This window comes from Streptomyces sp. NPDC020747 (assembly GCF_044334695.1).
In the GTDB taxonomy this organism is placed as follows: Bacteria; Actinomycetota; Actinomycetes; order Streptomycetales; family Streptomycetaceae; genus Streptomyces.
In genome coordinates, this window is record NZ_JBIRTJ010000002.1 from 832,480 (window position 1) to 849,790 (window position 17,311).

The 17,311-nt window shown below is 69.9% G+C and carries 18 protein-coding genes; 11 read left to right on the forward strand and 7 right to left on the reverse strand.

Annotation, left to right across the window (positions count from 1 at the left end; genetic code table 11):
* Window positions 1-172 precede the first annotated feature (172 nt).
* Together ACH4YP_RS08815 and ACH4YP_RS08820 are read left to right on the forward strand one after the other, a co-directional pair.
* Window positions 173-841: a response regulator transcription factor gene (locus ACH4YP_RS08815; protein WP_361061323.1), complete on the forward strand. Its 669-nt coding sequence runs from the start codon at window positions 173-175 to the stop codon at window positions 839-841.
* Window positions 838-2,298, forward strand: coding sequence for a HAMP domain-containing sensor histidine kinase (locus ACH4YP_RS08820; RefSeq protein ID WP_361061325.1), 1,461 nt, complete (start codon window positions 838-840; stop codon window positions 2,296-2,298). The genes ACH4YP_RS08815 and ACH4YP_RS08820 overlap by 4 nt, the downstream gene beginning before the upstream one ends.
* Window positions 2,299-2,361: 63 nt before the next feature.
* On the opposite strand, the gene ACH4YP_RS08825 is transcribed toward ACH4YP_RS08820, so the two are convergent.
* The 4 genes from ACH4YP_RS08825 to ACH4YP_RS08840 form a co-directional block, all read right to left on the reverse strand.
* Window positions 2,362-2,838: a MarR family transcriptional regulator gene (locus ACH4YP_RS08825; RefSeq protein ID WP_361061327.1), complete on the reverse strand. Its 477-nt coding sequence runs from the start codon at window positions 2,836-2,838 to the stop codon at window positions 2,362-2,364.
* Between the two features lie 92 nt (window positions 2,839-2,930).
* Complete coding sequence (locus tag ACH4YP_RS08830) at window positions 2,931-3,728, reverse strand: AIM24 family protein (protein WP_361061328.1); 798 nt, start codon at window positions 3,726-3,728, stop codon at window positions 2,931-2,933.
* Window positions 3,725-4,375: an AIM24 family protein gene (locus ACH4YP_RS08835; RefSeq protein ID WP_398489963.1), complete on the reverse strand. Its 651-nt coding sequence runs from the start codon at window positions 4,373-4,375 to the stop codon at window positions 3,725-3,727. Before ACH4YP_RS08835 ends, ACH4YP_RS08830 begins: the two co-directional genes overlap by 4 nt.
* A 1-nt stretch (window position 4,376) precedes the next feature.
* Window positions 4,377-5,009 carry an AIM24 family protein gene (locus tag ACH4YP_RS08840; RefSeq protein WP_210890576.1) on the reverse strand — a complete coding sequence of 211 codons (633 nt, stop codon included), beginning with the start codon at window positions 5,007-5,009 and terminating at the stop codon, window positions 4,377-4,379.
* Between the two features lie 239 nt (window positions 5,010-5,248).
* On the opposite strand from ACH4YP_RS08840, the gene ACH4YP_RS08845 reads away from it, so the two are divergent.
* From ACH4YP_RS08845 to ACH4YP_RS08860, 4 genes are all read left to right on the forward strand, one after another.
* A complete protein-coding gene (locus ACH4YP_RS08845) occupies window positions 5,249-5,593 on the forward strand; it encodes a DUF3817 domain-containing protein (RefSeq protein ID WP_398489965.1) in 345 nt (114 codons plus the stop codon).
* Complete coding sequence (locus ACH4YP_RS08850; protein WP_189845560.1) at window positions 5,590-5,883, forward strand: MTH1187 family thiamine-binding protein; 294 nt, start codon at window positions 5,590-5,592, stop codon at window positions 5,881-5,883. The genes ACH4YP_RS08845 and ACH4YP_RS08850 overlap by 4 nt, the downstream gene beginning before the upstream one ends.
* 262 nt (window positions 5,884-6,145) lie before the next feature.
* The gene (locus ACH4YP_RS08855) at window positions 6,146-7,996 is read left to right on the forward strand and encodes a glycosyltransferase family 2 protein (protein WP_398489966.1); all 1,851 of its coding nucleotides are present in this window, start codon (window positions 6,146-6,148) and stop codon (window positions 7,994-7,996) included.
* 3 nt (window positions 7,997-7,999) lie between these two features.
* Window positions 8,000-9,955, forward strand: coding sequence for a galactose oxidase-like domain-containing protein (locus tag ACH4YP_RS08860; protein ID WP_398489968.1), 1,956 nt, complete (start codon window positions 8,000-8,002; stop codon window positions 9,953-9,955).
* Window positions 9,956-9,981: 26 nt separating this feature from the next.
* Here ACH4YP_RS08860 and ACH4YP_RS08865 read toward each other — a convergent pair whose 3' ends face one another.
* A complete protein-coding gene (locus tag ACH4YP_RS08865) occupies window positions 9,982-10,995 on the reverse strand; it encodes a glycoside hydrolase family 6 protein (protein WP_361061340.1) in 1,014 nt (337 codons plus the stop codon).
* 133 nt (window positions 10,996-11,128) lie between these two features.
* Window positions 11,129-12,112 carry a DUF5937 family protein gene (locus tag ACH4YP_RS08870; protein WP_398490049.1) on the reverse strand — a complete coding sequence of 328 codons (984 nt, stop codon included), beginning with the start codon at window positions 12,110-12,112 and terminating at the stop codon, window positions 11,129-11,131.
* 102 nt (window positions 12,113-12,214) lie between these two features.
* Here ACH4YP_RS08870 and ACH4YP_RS08875 point away from each other — a divergent pair, with 102 nt between their 5' ends.
* The 5 genes from ACH4YP_RS08875 (at window position 12,215) to ACH4YP_RS08895 (ending at window position 17,153) form a co-directional block, all read left to right on the forward strand.
* Window positions 12,215-13,507 carry an MFS transporter gene (locus ACH4YP_RS08875; RefSeq protein ID WP_398489969.1) on the forward strand — a complete coding sequence of 431 codons (1,293 nt, stop codon included), beginning with the start codon at window positions 12,215-12,217 and terminating at the stop codon, window positions 13,505-13,507.
* A 10-nt stretch (window positions 13,508-13,517) separates the two neighbouring features.
* Window positions 13,518-14,027 (forward strand): MarR family transcriptional regulator, encoded by a 510-nt coding sequence (locus ACH4YP_RS08880; RefSeq protein ID WP_359719210.1) that lies wholly within the window; start codon window positions 13,518-13,520, stop codon window positions 14,025-14,027.
* Window positions 14,028-14,125: 98 nt separating this feature from the next.
* Window positions 14,126-14,464: a DUF3817 domain-containing protein gene (locus ACH4YP_RS08885; protein ID WP_189845567.1), complete on the forward strand. Its 339-nt coding sequence runs from the start codon at window positions 14,126-14,128 to the stop codon at window positions 14,462-14,464.
* 114 nt (window positions 14,465-14,578) lie between these two features.
* The gene (locus ACH4YP_RS08890) at window positions 14,579-16,279 is read left to right on the forward strand and encodes a methylmalonyl-CoA mutase (protein WP_398489972.1); all 1,701 of its coding nucleotides are present in this window, start codon (window positions 14,579-14,581) and stop codon (window positions 16,277-16,279) included.
* 136 nt (window positions 16,280-16,415) lie between these two features.
* Window positions 16,416-17,153, forward strand: a complete 738-nt coding sequence (locus tag ACH4YP_RS08895; RefSeq protein ID WP_361061348.1) for a site-specific integrase — start codon at window positions 16,416-16,418, stop codon at window positions 17,151-17,153.
* Here ACH4YP_RS08895 and ACH4YP_RS08900 read toward each other — a convergent pair.
* A complete protein-coding gene (locus ACH4YP_RS08900; protein WP_361061350.1) occupies window positions 17,074-17,307 on the reverse strand; it encodes a DUF397 domain-containing protein in 234 nt (77 codons plus the stop codon). The two genes, ACH4YP_RS08895 and ACH4YP_RS08900, sit on opposite strands and share 80 nt — an antisense overlap.
* Between the last annotated feature and the right edge of the window lie 4 nt (window positions 17,308-17,311).

The window sequence follows — 17,311 nt, forward strand, 5'->3', positions numbered from 1 at the left end:
GGGGTTCCTCCAGAATGCGACTGGTTGCAACCAGTAACGGATGGTGTCGCCGGTTGCAGTGGCTTGTCCGCCTCGTCTGCTGTTCGACAGGAACCAATCTGGCTGACCGACGCTGAAGGCGACCTGAAGCCTCCTGAAGGCTTCTTCAGGTTCGGTTTGCGACTCTTGGCGCATGCGCCTGTTGATCGTGGAGGACGAAAAGCGGCTCGCCCTGTCGCTCGCCAAGGGCCTGACGGCCGAGGGATACGCCGTGGACGTGGTCCACGACGGCCTGGAGGGGCTGCACATGGCCGGCGAGGGTTCGTACGACCTCGTCATCCTCGACATCATGCTGCCCGGCATGAACGGCTACCGCGTGTGCGGCGCCCTGCGCGCCGCGGGACACGACGTGCCGATCCTGATGCTCACCGCGAAGGACGGCGAGTACGACGAGGCCGAGGGGCTCGACACGGGCGCCGACGACTATCTGACCAAGCCGTTCTCGTACGTCGTCCTCGTCGCCCGGGTGAAGGCGCTGCTGCGGCGGCGCGGCCCGTCGGGCGGAGCCTCGCCCGTGCACGAGGTCGGGAACCTGAAGGTCGACACCGCCGCCCGGCGCGTGTTCCTCGGTGAGGACGAGATCACCCTGACCACCAAGGAGTTCTCCGTCCTGGAGCAGCTCGTCGTGCGGGCCGGGGAGGTCGTGTCCAAGGCCGACATCCTGGAGCACGTCTGGGACTTCGCGTACGAGGGAGACCCGAACATCGTCGAGGTCTACATCAGCACCCTGCGCCGCAAGCTCGGCCCGGAGCTCATCAAGACCGTACGCGGGGCCGGATACAGACTGGAGGTACGGGGATGAGGCGGCGAATGAGATCGGTACGGGCCCGCGCCACGCTCGCCGCGACCCTCGTCGTCGCCGTGGCCCTGGTCGCCGCGGGCGCCGCCGTGCTGCTCGCGCTGCGGTCCAGCCTCATCGACCAGGCGGACACCCAGGCCGACTCGGTGGCCCGCAACGCGGCCTCGGCGCTGTCGAACGGGCTCGCCTACAACGACCTCGACCTGCCGGACGGCGACGAGAACCCCGTCGAGGTCCTGGACCGGAAGGGGAAGGCCGTCGCCTTCGGCGAGGACGTCGAGGGCATGAGCGTGGCCGCCAAGGAATCGGACCGGCTGAACTCCATCGCCAACGACGACGCCGGCGACAAGGACGAGGGGGTCGCGGACGAGGAGGACGCTCTCGAACCCGGCGACATGGCCGACGAGACCTGGTACGGCGAGGGCACCGCGACGGTCGAGGGGAAGACGGCCGACTACCGGTTCGCCGCGGTCGACGTGGTCACCAGAGGGGGTGTCCCGCTCACCGTCTACGCGGGCGCTCCGCTCTCCGGCGAGAAGGACGCCGTCGGAACGGCGCTGACGACCATGCTGATCGGCCTGCCCCTGCTGCTGGCGACGGTCAGCGGGGTGACGTACTTCGTCACCAGGCGGGCCCTGCGCCCCGTGGAGGGGATCCGGGCCGAGATGGCCGCCATCACGGCCTCCGAGGACCTCTCACGGCGCGTCCCCGAGCCCGCCACCCACGACGAGGTCGCCCGCCTCGCCCGTACGACGAACGAGACGCTCGCCGCCCTGGAGGCCTCGGTGGAGCGACAGCGCGCGTTCGTCGCCGACGCCTCGCACGAGCTGCGCAGCCCCATCGCCTCGCTGCGCACCCAGCTCGAAGTGGGCGCCGCACACCCGGAGTTGCTCGACCTGGACGGGGCCGTCGAGGACACCGTACGGCTGCAGCGGCTGGCCGCCGACCTGTTGCTGCTCGCCCGGCTGGACGCGGGGGAGCGGCCGGCGGACGCGCGCTTCGACCTGGCCGCGTTCGTCCGCGCGGAGGCCGGACAGCGGGTCGGGGACCGGTTCGAGGTGTCCGTGGACGCGGACGCCGTGGAGGTGAGCGGATCCCGCGGTCAGCTGACGCGGGTGCTCGGCAATCTGCTGGACAACGCCCAGCGGCACACGCGGTCCTCGGTCGCCGTGACCGTGCGGCGCACGGGGAAGTGGGCGGTCGTCGGGGTCGCCGACGACGGCGCGGGCGTGCCCGCCGACGAGCGCGAGCGGGTCTTCGAGCGGTTCGTACGGCTCGACGAGGCCCGTACGCGCGACGAGGGCGGAGCCGGTCTCGGCCTCGCCATCGCCCGCGACGTCGCCGTCCGGCACGGCGGATCGCTCACCGTCCGGGACGCGCCGACAGGCGGAGCCCTGTTCGAACTCCGCCTGCCCTTGGCACAGTCGGGACAACCGGCCCGGTCGGCTCAGCCGGTCTAGCCGGCCGGCCGAGTCGGCCGCTCTAGTAGGTCGCCCGGTCGGTCAGGCCGATCCGGTCGTACGTCACGAACGCCCCCGCTGTCCCCGCAGGTGCTCCGCGATCGGGGTCAGGGACTTGTGGAGCTCTTCCAGGGCCTCCGGCGAGAGGAGGTCGATGAAGTGCCGTCGCACGGACGCCACATGGTGAGGCGCGACCTTCTTCATCGTCTCCGCACCGTGGTCCGTGAGCACGGCGTACAGCCCACGGCGGTCGGACTCGCAGTTCTCGCGCCGGACCAGGTCCGCGCTCTCCATGCGGGTGATCTGGTGGGAGAGGCGGCTCTTGGACTGGAGGGTGGCGGACGCGAGGTCGCTCATTCGCATCCGTACACCCTCCGACTCGGAGAGGTTCACCAGGATCTCGTAGTCGTTCATCGTCAGGCCGAACGGTTGGAGGTCCCTTTCGAGCTGATACGTCAACAGCCTGTTGACCTCCAGGTGGGTGCGCCAGGCGCACTGCTCCGCATCGGTCAGCCAGCGGGTGGCCGTCTCGGTCTCCATGAATGAATTCTACCTAAGATGTTGAAAGGCGAACTAGTGAGGGTTGTGTGACGGCGCGCACACGTTCGACGTCACACTCCGCAGACTACCGCTCACAGCCCGAAGCGACGCTGGAGGTCCCCCAGCTGTCCGGGAAGGCGCGGTGTGCCGGCTTGCTGTCCCTGGTGGCCGGGTACCCCGCCACCACCCGGCACTCCGGGCTCGTGCGGGACCGCGCCCGCGGCCTGCTCGGCCATCAGGGCCTCGCTGGACTGAAGCAGCACCGTGCCGGCGCCCACGAACTCGAACTGGTGCTCCTCCCCGGAGGCCCCTCCGAGGCCCGTCAGCGCACGTAGACCGCCCATCAAGCCTGTCATGTACCCGTGGTCGTAGTGGTGGCACGGCGAGGGGCAGTCCGCCCAGCCGACCAGGGCCTGCGGGTCGACCCGGATCGGGGGTTCCATGAACACCACGGGACCGTTCGACGCGGCCACGAACTTGCCCGTCCCGATCAGCGTGAGAAAGCCCGGCACGATCGACTGCTTGAGCGCGAGACTTGGCTGAAAAGCGAGGAGATTGCCCGAGCGAATGGTCAGGTTGCCCTCCTCCAGGTCGAAGGAGTTCACGTCGAAGGCCCGGTCGGCGAGGAGCATCTTGCCCGAGCCGGAGGCCACGACCCAGTCGCTCGCGTGCAACGGCGAATGAAAACTCGTCCGCACCAGCCGGTCGAGACGACCGTGCCCGATGCCGTTGAACTCCATCGAGCCGTAGTACGCGATCATCTTGCCCTTCTGCAGGAACCACTCGCTCCCCTTGAGCTCCACGCAGAAGGTGTACGCGTTCACGTTGTCGTCGACCGGAAGCGTCGACGGGTCGTGGATCACGGGGCCCGTGCCCGGGTAGGTGGTCACAGCTTCTCCTCCGACGCCTGCACGTACACCGCACCACTCCCGCTCAGCTCCAGCTGGAACGCCTCGCCCGAGCCGCGGCCCACCAGATCGCGCAGGCCCAGCGCGCTGGACAGCTTGTTGCGTACGTCCCCGTGGTGGGCGACGTACGCCTGCGGGTCGACATGCACCGGGCGCTGCGGGCTGATCGGCACCTCGACGACCCCGCCGTGCGCCATGACGGCGACGGAGCCGTGCCCCTTGAGGGTCGTGGTGAACAGTCCCTGCCCCGTCACCTGGCCGCGCACCATGCCCATGACCCCGCCCTGCGAGCCCATGAACATCGTGCCCTGCGTCAGGGTGCCGTCGAAGGCCAGCAGCCGGTCCGCCTCCACGTACAGGGTCTCGCCCGTCAGGCTGATCACCTGGATGTGGTGGCCGCCGTGTCCGAACAGGACCGTGCCGGAGCCCTCGACGGTCATCAGCGGGGTCGCCTCGTTCGCGACCCGGCGGCCGATCATGGAAGTGATCCCACCCTGGCCGCCCTGCGTGTTGGGGGTGAAGGACACCTCGCCCTTGTAGGCGAGCATCGCGCCGCGCTGGCTGAACAGCCGCTGCCCCGGCACGACCGTGGCCTCGATCATCTTCGAGTTGATCTCACGGAAGGGCATGTCACACGTCTCCCGCGATCGAGTTGCGCTCACTGGGCTGTACGTACACGACGCCGTCGCCCTCGAAGCGGATCTGGAAGGCCTCGCCGCCGCCCTCGCCCATGAACGTGCGGAACGTCACACCGGACTGGAAGGACTGCCGCAGGTTGCCCTGATGGGCGATGTACGCCCCCGGGTCGACGGTCAGCGGATACTGCGAGCTGACCCGCAGCACCACGGCCGGCCCGTCCGACATGATCGCCGCCTGGCCGTGCCCCTCGATGGTCGTCGTGAAGAGCCCGTTGCCCTGCGAGGCGCCCCTGAGCCCCGTGAAGGACGTGCCCGTACGCAGCCCCGAGTCGGTCGCGAGCAGATTGCTCGACTCGACGAAGAGTTTGTCGCCCTGGAGGCTCACGAGGTTGATCTCGCTGGCCCGGTCGGCGAACCAGCAGGTCCCCTGCCCCTTCACCTCCATGAGGGTCATCTGCTCACCGGTGATCCGGCGCGTCACCATGCCGCGGATACCCTCGCCACCGCCGCTGAGCTTCTTGAAGGCCATCTGACCGTCGTACGCCACCATCGACCCGTTCTTCGCCTTCACGGCGTCGCCGGTCATGTCGACGGCCAGCACCTTGCTGCCTTGGAGTCGGAACATCGCCACGAGGATGACGGTAACCGTCGGGCCTGGTCGCCGAACAGATCCTTCGGGATGATCCGTCCCTGAAGACACCTCGGGGTCCGGTCCGTCACGTCCTGTGGGCCCGGACCCCGCGGCCGGGCGACCGGGGTCCGGATGTTTCAATGGGAAAGCTTGTGCGTGCGTTCACAAAGCGTCGGCGCGGCACCTGCAGCCCTTCCGAATCCACCCCAGACTCCTCCCACCGAAGGTGACTCGTGGACATCAAGACCGCCTCCGCCCTCCGTCGTCTCCGTCTGGTCTCGGCCCCGGAGGCCGTTTCCTTCCTTCTCCTGCTGGTCTGCTCGGTGCTGAAGCGGACGACGGACTTCAACGCGGTACCCGTGATGGGCATGGTCCACGGCGTCCTCTTCATCCTGTACCTGATCTTCTGGGCCGACGCCTGGAACCGCACCAAGTGGGACCTGAAGACGGCGGCCCTCTACTTCGTCCTCTCCGTGCTGCCGACCGGCGGTTTCTTCGCCGAGCGCAAGCTCAAGAGTGAGGCGGAGAGCGCGCTCATCGCGTCCCGCGCGCGCAACGAGGGGGTCGTCAGCGCATGATCGTCGCCTTCTCCGTGACGCCGCTGGGTGTCGGCGAGGACGTGGGCGAGTACGTCGCCGACGCCGTGCGGGTCGTGCGGGAGTCGGGGCTGCCGAACCGCACCGACGCGATGTTCACGTCCATCGAGGGCGAGTGGGACGAGGTCATGGACGTCGTCCGGCGGGCCGTCGCCGTGGTGGAGGAGCGGGCTCCGCGGGTCTCCCTGGTCCTCAAGGCGGACATCCGGCCCGGTGTCACCGACGGACTCACCTCCAAGGTCGACACGGTGGAGCGACACCTGTCGGCGTAGCCGCGGTGCCGCTGCCGCGGGGTTGCGTAGTGGGTGCGGGTGGGTCGGTGCTGGGTGCGCAGTTCCCCGCGCCCCTGAAAAGCCCGGTGCCGAGGCCGGTTTGCCGAGTGCCGGTCGTCTTGGGTTGCCCGCGCCCCGCGGCGGAGCCGCATATCGATACAGCCCCACCCCCCTACCCCCCAACTGGACCCCCTCCGTTCGACACGCCGACCAAAAGCCACTTTTGTGTGGGTATCGGCTCGTTCGATCACTGGAGGGCGCTGTGCGGCCGGAGGGCTACGACTACGACACCCACAGCCAACTGGCCGGACCGCTCACGGAGCCGTCCGGCACCGCGTACCGGGTGCAGTACACCAAGCTCCTGTCGCGCGAGCCCCACCGAATACGAGCCGTCCTGCTCATGACGTTCGCCCCGCTGCTCACGGGGCTGCTCCTCGTCTACCTGGTCTGGCCGACCCACTGGGTCGCCAGAGAGGGCGGCACCCGCTGGCTGGTCGGCCTCGACATCGCGATGCTCATATCCATCGGCCTGATCGAGCTGTTCATGGTCGTCAACGTGGTCTCCATCGCCCACGCGACCATGGTCGCCAGAGACCCGGTCCCCGTGACCCCCGAGCCCGGCACCCGGGTCGCCTTCCTCACCACGTACGTCCCGGGCAAGGAACCCCTCTCCATGGTCCGCGCCACCCTCGAAGGCGCCGTCCGTGTCACCCACCCCGGCCCCCACGGCGACGGTGGCGGCGTTGATGTGTGGCTCCTCGACGAGGGCGACGACGAACAGGCCAAGGCCCTCTGCGTCGAACTGGGCGTACACCACTTCACCCGCCACGGCGTCCCCGAGTGGAACAGGGTCAAGGGCGTCCACAAGGCCCGTACGAAACACGGCAACTACAACGCGTGGATCGCGATGCACGGCGGCGAGTACGACTTCTTCGCCTCCGTCGACACCGACCACGTCCCGCTCCCCGAGTTCCTGGAGCGGATGATGGGCTACTTCCGCGACCCGGACGTCGCGTTCGTCGTGGGCCCGCAGGTGTACGGCAACTACACCACTCCGGTCACCAAGGCGGCCGAGTCCCAGCAGTTCCTGTTCCACGCGCTGATCCAGCGTGCCGGCAACCGCTACCGCGCCCCCATGTTCGTCGGCACCAACAACGTCGTACGGATCGCGGCCGTCAGACAGGTCGGCGGCCTGTACGACTCCATCACCGAGGACATGGCCACCGGATTCGAACTGCACCGGCACAAGAACCCGAGGACCGGTCACCACTGGCAGTCGGTCTACACACCCGACGTGCTGGCCGTCGGCGAGGGCCCCGCGTCCTGGACGGACTTCTTCACCCAGCAGATGCGCTGGTCGCGCGGCACGTACGAGACGCTGTTCAAGCAGTACTGGAAGGCACCCTTCACGATGCCGCCCGGCCGGCTGTTCTCGTACACGATGATGCTCGTCTACTATCCGATGACGGCCGTCAACTGGCTGCTGGGCATCCTCAGTTGCGTGCTGTTCCTGTGGTTCGGCGCGTCCGGCACGCAGGTCGCCGCGTCCATGTGGCTGATGCTCTACAGCGACGCCGCCGCCCTCCAGATCGGCCTCTACCTCTGGAACCGGCGGCACAACGTCTCCCCGCACGAACCGGAAGGCTCGGGCGGCCTCGCCGGCATGGCGATGTCGGCGCTCTCCGCGCCGATCTACCTCAAGTCGCTCGGCGCGGCCGTGGTCCGCCGCCCCAGCCGTTTCGTGGTCACCCCGAAGGGCGGCGGCGCCAGCCCCGACCGGGTGCTGACCTTCCGGATCCACCTGTTCTGGGCGGCCGTCCTGACGGCGTCCCTGGTCGCGTCGTTCGTGTTGGACCACACGCACGCGGCCATGCGCACCTGGGCCGTCCTCGCCCTGGCCATCTCCCTCGCCCCGGTCGGCGTGTGGCTCGGCACCCGGTTCCAGGAACGCCGGGCCCGGCAGCGCGTGGCCCCCGTCACGGTCCGGGTGCCGGACGGCGAGCCGGCACCCGCGCCCGCCTTCAGCGCCGGTGGCTCGCTTCCCAGTGGCTCGCTCCCCAGCGGGACGGTCTCCAGCGGGACGGTCTCCAGCGGTACGACAGGAGGTAACTAGCCCATGGCCTACCGCCCTTCGAAGAAGGCCCAGAAGCGGCTGCTCGGCATAGGCGGCGTAGCCCTGCTCGCCGGACTCAACGCCCCGGCCGCGATCGGCTTCGCCTCGGAGCAGTACTACGAGTACAAGATCACCCAGCCCGGCTACAAGGCGAAGTACGGCTCCTGGAAGCACCTGGACATTCCCAGGGAGTTCCGCACCAACGCCATCCACGCGGCGCTTCTGCACACCGGCAAGGTGCTGATCGTCGCGGGCTCCGGCAACGAGCAGAAGAAGTTCGACAAGGGCTCCTTCGACACGATCCTGTGGGATCCGAGGACCGACACCTTCAGGAAGATCCCCACCCCGGTCGACTTCTTCTGCGCCGGGCACGCCCAACTCCCCAGCGGCAGAATGCTGGTGGCCGGCGGCACGGCCCGCTACGAGCTGCTGGACGGCGAGGTCGACCGGGCCGGCGGCGGTATGCGGGTGAAGAACGAGAACCCCGACAAGCCGGTCGTCCTCAAGAAGGGCACCCGGTTCCGCTCGCCGACCGGGGTGGAGTACGTCAGCCGGTTCGACGTCACCGTCCCCAAGGCCAAGCGCACGCAGGAGATCACGTACAACAGGGCCGGTGTGATGCAGCCCTGGAAGACGAAGGTCACCGCGAGCGAGGCCCGGGTCTTCGTCGAGGCCGCCGAGCTGGGGCAGCGGTCCGTCACGGGCAAGCAGGCCCAGTACGAGATCCTCGGCCTGAAGGGCAAGGAGGCGGCCAACACGTACGGCCTCTCCGAGAAGATCACCATGGACAAGCAGGACTTCCAGGGGATCAAGGCCGCGTACGAGTTCGACCCGACGGCGGAGAAGTACGTGCCCGTCGCGCCGATGGGCAAGGCCCGCTGGTATCCGACGCTGGTCGGTCTGGCGGACGGGCGGGTGCTCGCGGTCTCCGGGCTCGACGACGTCGGGGTGATCGACCCCGGCGACAACGAGATCTACGACCCGAAGACCAAGAAGTGGACCCCGGGACCCAAGCACTACTTCCCGACCTATCCCGCCCTCTTCCTCACCAAGGGCGGCAAGCTCTTCTACCCGGCCTCGAACGCCGGTTACGGGCCCGCCACCATGGGGCGCGAACCCGGCCTGTGGGATCTGAAGACCAACAAGTTCGAGAAGGTGCCGGGGCTGAGCGACACCGACCGGACGGAGACGTCGGCGTCCCTGCTGCTGCCCCCGGCCCAGGACCAGAAGGTGATGATCCTCGGCGGCGGAGGCGTCGGCGAGTCCAAGAAGGCGACCTCGCGCACGGCCGTCATCGACCTCAAGAAGGACAACCCCGTCTTCGAGGACGGCCCCGACCTCCCGCAGGGCACCCGCTACCTGAACAGCGTGATCATGCCGGACGACTCGGTGTTCACGTCCAACGGCTCCTCGGACTACCGCGGGCGCAGCGCCAGCAACATCCTCAAGGCGCAGTTCTACGACCCCAGGTCCAACTCGTTCCGTTCGGCCGCCTCGCCCAGGGTCGGCCGCAACTACCACTCCGAGGCGCTGCTGCTCCCCGACGGCCGGGTCGCCACGTTCGGCTCCGACCCGCTCTTCGACGACCAGCAGAACACCAAGCTCGGCCACTTCGAGCAGCGCATGGAGATCTACACTCCGCCCACCCTGCACAAGAACGCCAAGACCCGTCCCGTACTGGGCGACGGTCCGCAGGAGGTCGACGGCGAGGGCCGTGCGACCTTCGCCACCCGGCATCCGGACCGGATCGTGAACGCCCGTCTGATGCGGCCCAGCGCGGTCACCCACACCACGGACGTCGAGCAGCGGTCCATCGCGCTCGGGCTCACGAAGACGAAGGACTCGGTCACCGTGGACGTACCGAAGGACCGGACGCTGGTGCCGCCCGGCTGGTACATGCTGTTCGTGACGGACACGGACGGCACATCGTCCGAGGCGAAGTGGGTCCAGGTCAGGTGAAGCGGTCCGGTATGTGAAGTCGCCTGCTATGCCTTGGAGTTGCGGGCCAGCGCCAGTGCGTAGTCCGCCCACCACTGGCCCGCCGACGGGCCACCGCGGCACTGTCCGTCCGACTCCCCGGGCCGCTTGATCCACAGGTAGGCGTCCACGAGCGGGTCGCCGGTGTCCTTGGTGGGCGGGGTGCCGAGCGCCCGGCCCGGCGGGTTGCACCAGGCCTGGGAGGGGTCGCCGCCGAGCGGGCCGTTGCCGTTGCGGCTGGTGTCCACGACGAAGTGCTTGCCGCCGAGGTCCCGCGAGAGCCGGCGGCCGTACTCCTTCGTCGGCCCGTCCGGCTGGAAGTTGGCGACGTTCAGGGCGAAGCCGTCGGCGTGCGCGACACCCGCGCGCCGGAGGGGCTCGACCAGCTTCCACGACTCCTGGATCCAGGCCGGGTTGCCCGCGTCGAGGTAGACCTTCGTCCCCGGCTGCCGCTTCAGCCGCACGATCGCCTCGGAGAGCATCTGCTCGCGCTCGGCGTGGTACTCGCCCGGGGTGCAGCCGTCCACGATGTGCGCGACCGCGTCCGGCTCCAGCACGACCAGCGCCTCGCTGTCGCCGATGGCCCGCGCGAACCGGTCGATCCAGTCCCGGTAGGAGTCCGCGCCGTACGCCCCGCCCGCCGAGTGCTGCCCGCAGTCGCGGTGCGGGATGTCGTACGCGACGAAGACCGCGGTACGCCCCTCCCTGGCCGCCGCCGCGGTCGCCTCCCGGATCTTCGGCTCGGGGCGCTCGGCGGAGGGCCAGATCGCGGCGGGCCGGTCCGCGATGAGCTTCAGCAGACGGGCGTCGCGCTCGCGCCCCTGCTGCTCCCACCGCTGCACCTGCTGGGCCGCGGGGCTGGCCGGGTCGACCCAGAACGGGGAACCGGCGGCGGGGCTCGCCTGCGGGGACGTCTCACGGGCGGCGGTGGTGGTGTCGGCCTCGGGCGCGGACGAGCAGCCCGCCGCGAGTCCGAGCACGGCGAGCGCCGCGAGGGTACGGGTACGGGTCTGCCGGAACATCCTGCCCCCTTGGGCGAAGGTGACGGTCAGTGACGATGTCCGACTATCGTGACATAACGGACTTGACCGGCAGGGGTGCGACACCGTGAGCAGCCGCCCCCTGTCGAGCTCCGAGCGGGCTCCTGCCGGGGCGTCAGGTGCCGCCGGACGCCAGCGCGATGCCCAGCGGCGTCCTCTCGTACAGCACCTGGTGTCCGTACCGGCGCGAGACGAGCAGGCCCGCGTCGCGCAGCGCCGACAGATGCGCCGACACCGACGAGGGCGCGAGGCCGAGGCGGTGCGCGAGGGCCGTCGTGGTGGCGGGGTCGTCGAGCGCGGTCAGGACGGCGGCCCGGCCGCGGCCGAGGATCCCCGCGAGCGCCTCGGGCGTGCGGTCGGACGGCTCGGCCCACAGGCCCCCGATGCCGCGCGCCGGGTAGACCAGCGTCGGCTGCCAGGGCGGTTCGAAGCCGCTCACCACGTCCGGCCAGGAGAAGACGCTGGGCATCAACACCAGGCCCTGGCCGCCCAGTTCGCGGACGTGCTCGCTCTTCACGTCGACCGTGATCCTGCCCGCGTCCCAGGCGAGCCGCCGGTCCAGCTCGGGCAGCAGCCCGCCCAGGCCCACCTCGGCGAGGCGGCGCGAGTGGAAGACCACGTCGGCCTCCAGGAGGGCGCGCAGCCTCGGCCAGTCGGGCTCGACCAGGGCGTGCCAGGCCGCCGCCAGCAGATCGGCCAGCTCCTGGATCATGCGGACCGGGTCGGCCAGCAGGGCGCGCCCACGCGGGGATTCGAGGGCGCCCGGGGTGTCCGCGAGCGCCAGCGCGGTGTCCTCGCGGGCCGCCTCGGGGTCGGCACCGCGAACCGCCGCGATCTCCTCGTCGAACGTGGCCGAGGGGCCGAGCGGCGGAGGCCCCAGCCAGTCCGGGGTGTGCCCGCGCCGGGGCATCAGCAGCCACAGCGGCGTGAGGTCGAGCTCCGCCGCCGCCGAACGCGTACGACGGAGCCAGTGCGCGTGATACCCGTGCCGCTCGGGGCGGTCGAGGGTGCGGACCGCCTCCTGGGTCTCCCAGAGCGGGGACACCGCGAAGCGGCACCTGAGGAGGTCGTCCTCGCCGAAGTTCAGATGGAACGGCAGGGGCTCTCCCGTCGCGGTCGGTCGCGCCGCGGTCGATCGCGAAGATTCGGCTGACACCGAAACTCTACGGCGGGCGGTCCGTGCGCGGGCACGCTGCGGGACATGCCGGAAGAGAACATGGGCACGTCGACGCTGCCCGCACCCGAGAAGACCGGTTACGGTCCCGTCTTCGCCGTACGCGAGTTCCGTGCCGTGTTCCTCGCACACGCCCTCTCGCTGCTCGGCGTCGTCGTCAGCGAGATCGCCCTGACCGTGCTCGTGTACGGGCTCACGGGGTCGCCGCTGCTCAGCGCGCTGGTGTTCGCGCTGGGCTTCCTGCCCTATCTCGTGGGCGGCACGCTGCTGTCCGGGGTGGCCGACCGGTTCCCGCCGCGGCGGGTGCTCGTCGTCTGCGACCTGGTGTGCGCCGGATGCGCGGCGCTGATGGCCCTGCCGGCCACACCCGTTGCCGCGCTGCTCGTGCTGCGGTGCGTCATCGCGGCCGTGTCACCGGTGTTCAGCGGTACACGGATGGCCACGCTGACCGACATCCTCGGGGACGGCGACCTGTTCGTGCTCGGCCGATCCCTGCTGCGGATCGTGTCGCAGAGTGCCGTGCTCGTGGGCTTCGGCCTCGGTGGCGTCCTGCTCACCGTCGTCTCCCCGTGCGGGGCACTGGCCGTCACGCTGGGCACCTTCCTCGCCTCGGCGCTGCTCCTGCGGCTGGGCACGCGGCGCAGACCGGCCCGGGCCGGGGGCGGGGAGCTGGTGCGGTACTCGCTCTCCGGCGCCCGGCAGGTCCTGGCCGACCGCCGGATCCGGGCACTGCTGCTGCTCCTGTGGGTGCCGCCGATGTTCGTCGTGGCGCCCGAGGCACTGGCCGCCGCGTACGCGGACGAGATCGGGGTCGGCACGGTCTGGATCGGGCTGCTGATGTGCGCGATGCCGGTCGGGACGATCGCGGGTGAGCTGTACGCCGGCGCGGCCCTCTCACCCGCGGCCCGCTCCCGGATCGTGCTGCCCCTGGCGGCCGGCGGACTGCTCCCGCTCCTCTTCTACCCCTTCCACCCGGGCCTCGGCTGGATCCTGCTCGTGCTGGTGGTCGCCGGGTCGGCGGGCGCGTACACCCTCGGGCTCGACCGCTGGTTCGTGGACGCTGTACCCGAGGAACTGCGCGGACGGGCCATGACCGTGCACACCGCCGGGCTGATGACGATCCAGGGCGTGGGCATGGCGCTCGCCGGGGCGGCCGCCGAGTTCTGGGCGGTCAGCACGGTCGTGGGCGGCGTCGGCGTGGTGGGGACCGTGTGCTGCGTACTCCTGGCGGCGGAGGTACGGCGCACGGGACGGGCAGGCCCGACGGGGCCGGATATCGATACGCGAGACGGGGCTGACCACGATATGACCGGCCGGTAGGGTCCTTGCCGTGCCGAAGCCGCTCAGTCTTGCCTTCGATCCCATCGCCCGTGCCGACGAGCACTGGAAGCAGCGCTGGGGATCCGTGCCGTCCATGGGCGCGATCACCTCCATCATGCGCGCGCACCAGATCCTCCTCGCCGAGGTCGACGCGGTCGTCAAGCCGTACGAGCTGACGTTCGCGCGCTACGAGGCCCTGGTGCTGCTCACCTTCTCCAAGGCCGGCGAGCTGCCGATGTCCAAGATCGGCGAACGGCTGATGGTGCACCCGACGTCGGTGACCAACACCGTGGACCGGCTCGCCCGGTCCGGTCTCGTCGACAAGCGCCCCAACCCCAACGACGGCCGCGGCACCCTCGCCTCCATCACCGACAAGGGCCGCGAGGTCTGCGACGCCGCCACCCGCGACCTGATGGCGATGGAGTTCGGCCTCGGCGTGTACGACGCCGAGGAGTGCCGGGAGATCTTCGCGATGCTGCGCCCGCTGAGGGTGGCGGCACACGACTTCGACGAGGAGTGACGAGGAGCAGAGGGGCAGGGGGCGTACACGCTCCCGTGGGCCGTGCGGGTCCGGGGGTGCCCGAAGATCGTGCGAAACCGGTGGTTACGCTCGTAGCCATGAAAAAGAGCGTGCTGACCCGCTACCGCGTCATGGCCTACGTCACCGGTGTCCTGCTGGTCCTGTTGGTCCTCGGGATGATCGGCAAGTACGTGCTCGACCTGGACGGCGCCGCGGACTTCACGCGTGTCGTCAGCGTCGCGCACGGCTGGCTGTACGTCGTCTACCTGGTCTTCGCCTTCGACCTGGGCTCCAAGGCCAAGTGGCCGGTCCCGAAGCTGCTGTGGGTGCTGCTCGCGGGCACCGTCCCCACCGCCGCCTTCTTCGTGGAGCGCAAGGTCAGCCGCGAGCTGGAGTCCAAGGTCACCGAGGACGCGGGCGCGGTCGCCAAGGCGTGACTGCCTGGCTGGCTGGCTGGCTGACTGACGGGCTGGGCGCCACCACCGCCACGGGTCTGATCTGTGGCGGTTTGCCATCGACGGTTACTAGGACGTCCCAGTAACTTTGATGGTATGGACGCTGACGCCATCGAGGAGGGCCGCCGTCGCTGGCAGGCCCGGTACGACGCCTCGCAGAAGCGGGAGGCCGACTTCACCACGCTCTCCGGGGATGCGGTCGAGCCGGTGTACGGGCCTCGGCCCGGGGACGCCTACGACGGGTTCGAGCGGATCGGCTGGCCGGGGGAGTACCCCTTCACGCGGGGCCTCCACGCGACCGGCTACCGAGGGCGGACGTGGACCATCCGGCAGTTCGCGGGGTTCGGGAACGCCGAGCAGACCAACGAGCGGTACAAGAAGATCCTCGCCAACGGCGGGGGCGGGCTCTCCGTGGCCTTCGACATGCCCACGCTCATGGGGCGCGACTCCGACGATCCGCGCTCGCTCGGCGAGGTCGGCCACTGCGGGGTCGCGATCGACTCCGCGGCCGACATGGAGGTCCTGTTCGGGGACATCCCGCTGGGCGACGTGACGACGTCGATGACGATCAGCGGACCGGCCGTCCCCGTCTTCTGCATGTACCTGGTGGCCGCCGAGCGTCAGGGCGTCGACCCGGCTGTGCTCAACGGCACGCTGCAGACCGACATCTTCAAGGAGTACATCGCGCAGAAGGAGTGGCTCTTCCAGCCCGAGCCGCATCTGCGCCTGATCGGCGACCTGATGGAGTACTGCGCCTCGTCGATCCCCGCGTACAAGCCGCTGTCCGTCTCCGGCTACCACATCCGCGAGGCCGGCTCCACGGCCGCGCAGGAACTGGCGTACACGCTGGCGGACGGGTTCGGGTACGTGGAACTGGGGCTGTCGCGCGGGCTCGACGTCGATGTCTTCGCGCCGGGGCTCTCCTTCTTCTTCGACGCGCACGTCGACTTCTTCGAGGAGATCGCCAAGTTCCGGGCCGCTCGGCGGATCTGGGCACGGTGGATGCGGGACGTGTACGGGGCGCGGTCCGAGAAGGCGCAGTGGCTCCGCTTCCACACGCAGACGGCGGGCGTCTCGCTGACGGCCCAGCAGCCGTACAACAACGTCGTCCGTACGGCCGTGGAGGCGCTCGCGGCGGTGCTGGGCGGCACGAACTCCCTCCACACGAACGCGCTCGACGAGACGCTCGCCCTGCCGTCCGAGCAGGCGGCGGAGATCGCCCTGCGTACGCAGCAGGTGCTGATGGAGGAGACCGGTGTCGCGGGTGTCGCGGATCCGCTGGGCGGTTCCTGGTACGTCGAGCAGCTGACGGACCGGATCGAGGCGGACGCGGAGCGGATCTTCGAGCAGATCAGGGAGCGGGGGGTGCGGGCGCATCCCGACGGGGTGCATCCGATCGGGCCGGTCACGTCCGGGATTCTGCGGGGGATCGAGGACGGGTGGTTCACCGGGGAGATCGCGGAGTCGGCGTTCCGGTACCAGCGGGCCGTGGAGAAGGGGGAGAAGCGGGTCGTGGGTGTCAACGTCCACCATGGCTCTGTCACTGGTGACTTGGAGATCCTGCGGGTGAGTCATGAGGTGGAACGGGAGCAGGTGAGGGTGCTTGCGGAGCGCCGGTCGGCTCGGGACGAGGCGGCCGTACGGGCCGCGCTGGCCGCGATGCTCGCCGCCGCGCGGGACGGGTCGAACATGATCGTGCCGATGCTCGCGGCGGTGCGGGCCGAGGCGACCCTCGGCGAGATCTGTGAGGTGCTGCGGGAGGAGTGGGGGGTGTACACGGAGCCGGCCGGGTTCTAGTCGGCCGGCTGCGAGAGTCAATTGGGCGCACAGTCCCAGCGACACGCCGTGCGGACGGCGTGTCGCTGGGACGCTCACGCCACTTGCCGCTGGCCCATCCTCACGTGCCAGGATGGGCCGTGGAGGAGAGGGCATCGTGGGCTGGGATCCGTACGAACTGCTGGGGCCGTGGCTGGCGGCGACGCTGTATCCCCCGCGTACTCGCGAGAACTACCAGGCGCACACGGGTAAGTGGCTCGATCACTGCCGCGAGTCGGGGCTGGAGTGGGACAAGGTCGCCGCCCAGCACATCGCTCTGTGGGCCCATCGGCCCGGGGTGTCCCACAGTGCCACGGCGCGGCGCGTTTCCGCGGTCCGTTCCTTCTACGCGTACGCGGTGCGCAGGGACGCCGCCGTGTACAACCCCGCGGCCCGGCGTCCCCGCCTCACGAATCCTGCCCAACTGACTCCGGCGGGCCTCGATCCATGGCAGATCGCGGTGCTTCTCATCGCACTCGACGAGCGGGGTCCCCGCGCCTCGCCTCACCCTCATCAGGACCGCGCCTGCGGCTACCTGCAACTCGGCCTCGCGCTGCGCGCCGGCGCGCTCCTCGCCGTCAATCTCGACGACCTCAGTACCGAGCGGGACATCGGCCGCGGCGCCGATACGCTGCGCCTGCCGGGCGACGGGGGCGGATACCGGCTGGTGACCCTTCCGTCACTCGTCAGCGAAGCCGTCAACGCCTACCTTCCGCACCGTCGTCCACCCCGGGACAGCGCGGACGGAGGGCCGCTCTTCACCAGCCGCACGGGCATCAAGATGCCGCACCGTTATCCACATGACCTGCTGCGTGCGGTGGCCGCGGGGAGCGGCCTGCTTTCAGCGACCGTATGAGGTGGCCCAGGCGGGCGGGTGTGGTGGCGATGATCTCGTCGGGGGTGTCGCTCTCGCGTAGGCGGAGGACTCCGTCGGGGGTGGCGGCGAGGTAGAGGCAGTCGTTCGACTCGTCGCTGCTGAACGAGGATTTCTGCCAGGTGAGGCGGGGCACTTCG

Bases quoted from the DNA above. Each gene is read 5' to 3' on its own strand.
- ACH4YP_RS08815 (WP_361061323.1), top strand. From the start codon at position 173: ATGCGCCTGTTGATCGTGGAGGACGAAAAGCGGCTCGCCCTGTCGCTC.
- ACH4YP_RS08820 (WP_361061325.1), top strand. From the start codon at position 838: ATGAGGCGGCGAATGAGATCGGTACGGGCCCGCGCCACGCTCGCCGCG.
- ACH4YP_RS08825 (WP_361061327.1), bottom strand. From the start codon at position 2,838: ATGGAGACCGAGACGGCCACCCGCTGGCTGACCGATGCGGAGCAGTGC.
- ACH4YP_RS08835 (WP_398489963.1), bottom strand. From the start codon at position 4,375: ATGCCCTTCCGTGAGATCAACTCGAAGATGATCGAGGCCACGGTCGTG.
- ACH4YP_RS08840 (WP_210890576.1), bottom strand. From the start codon at position 5,009: ATGTTCCGACTCCAAGGCAGCAAGGTGCTGGCCGTCGACATGACCGGC.
- ACH4YP_RS08850 (WP_189845560.1), top strand. From the start codon at position 5,590: ATGATCGTCGCCTTCTCCGTGACGCCGCTGGGTGTCGGCGAGGACGTG.
- ACH4YP_RS08860 (WP_398489968.1), top strand. From the start codon at position 8,000: ATGGCCTACCGCCCTTCGAAGAAGGCCCAGAAGCGGCTGCTCGGCATA.
- ACH4YP_RS08865 (WP_361061340.1), bottom strand. From the start codon at position 10,995: ATGTTCCGGCAGACCCGTACCCGTACCCTCGCGGCGCTCGCCGTGCTC.
- ACH4YP_RS08875 (WP_398489969.1), top strand. From the start codon at position 12,215: ATGCCGGAAGAGAACATGGGCACGTCGACGCTGCCCGCACCCGAGAAG.
- ACH4YP_RS08885 (WP_189845567.1), top strand. From the start codon at position 14,126: ATGAAAAAGAGCGTGCTGACCCGCTACCGCGTCATGGCCTACGTCACC.
- ACH4YP_RS08890 (WP_398489972.1), top strand. From the start codon at position 14,579: ATGGACGCTGACGCCATCGAGGAGGGCCGCCGTCGCTGGCAGGCCCGG.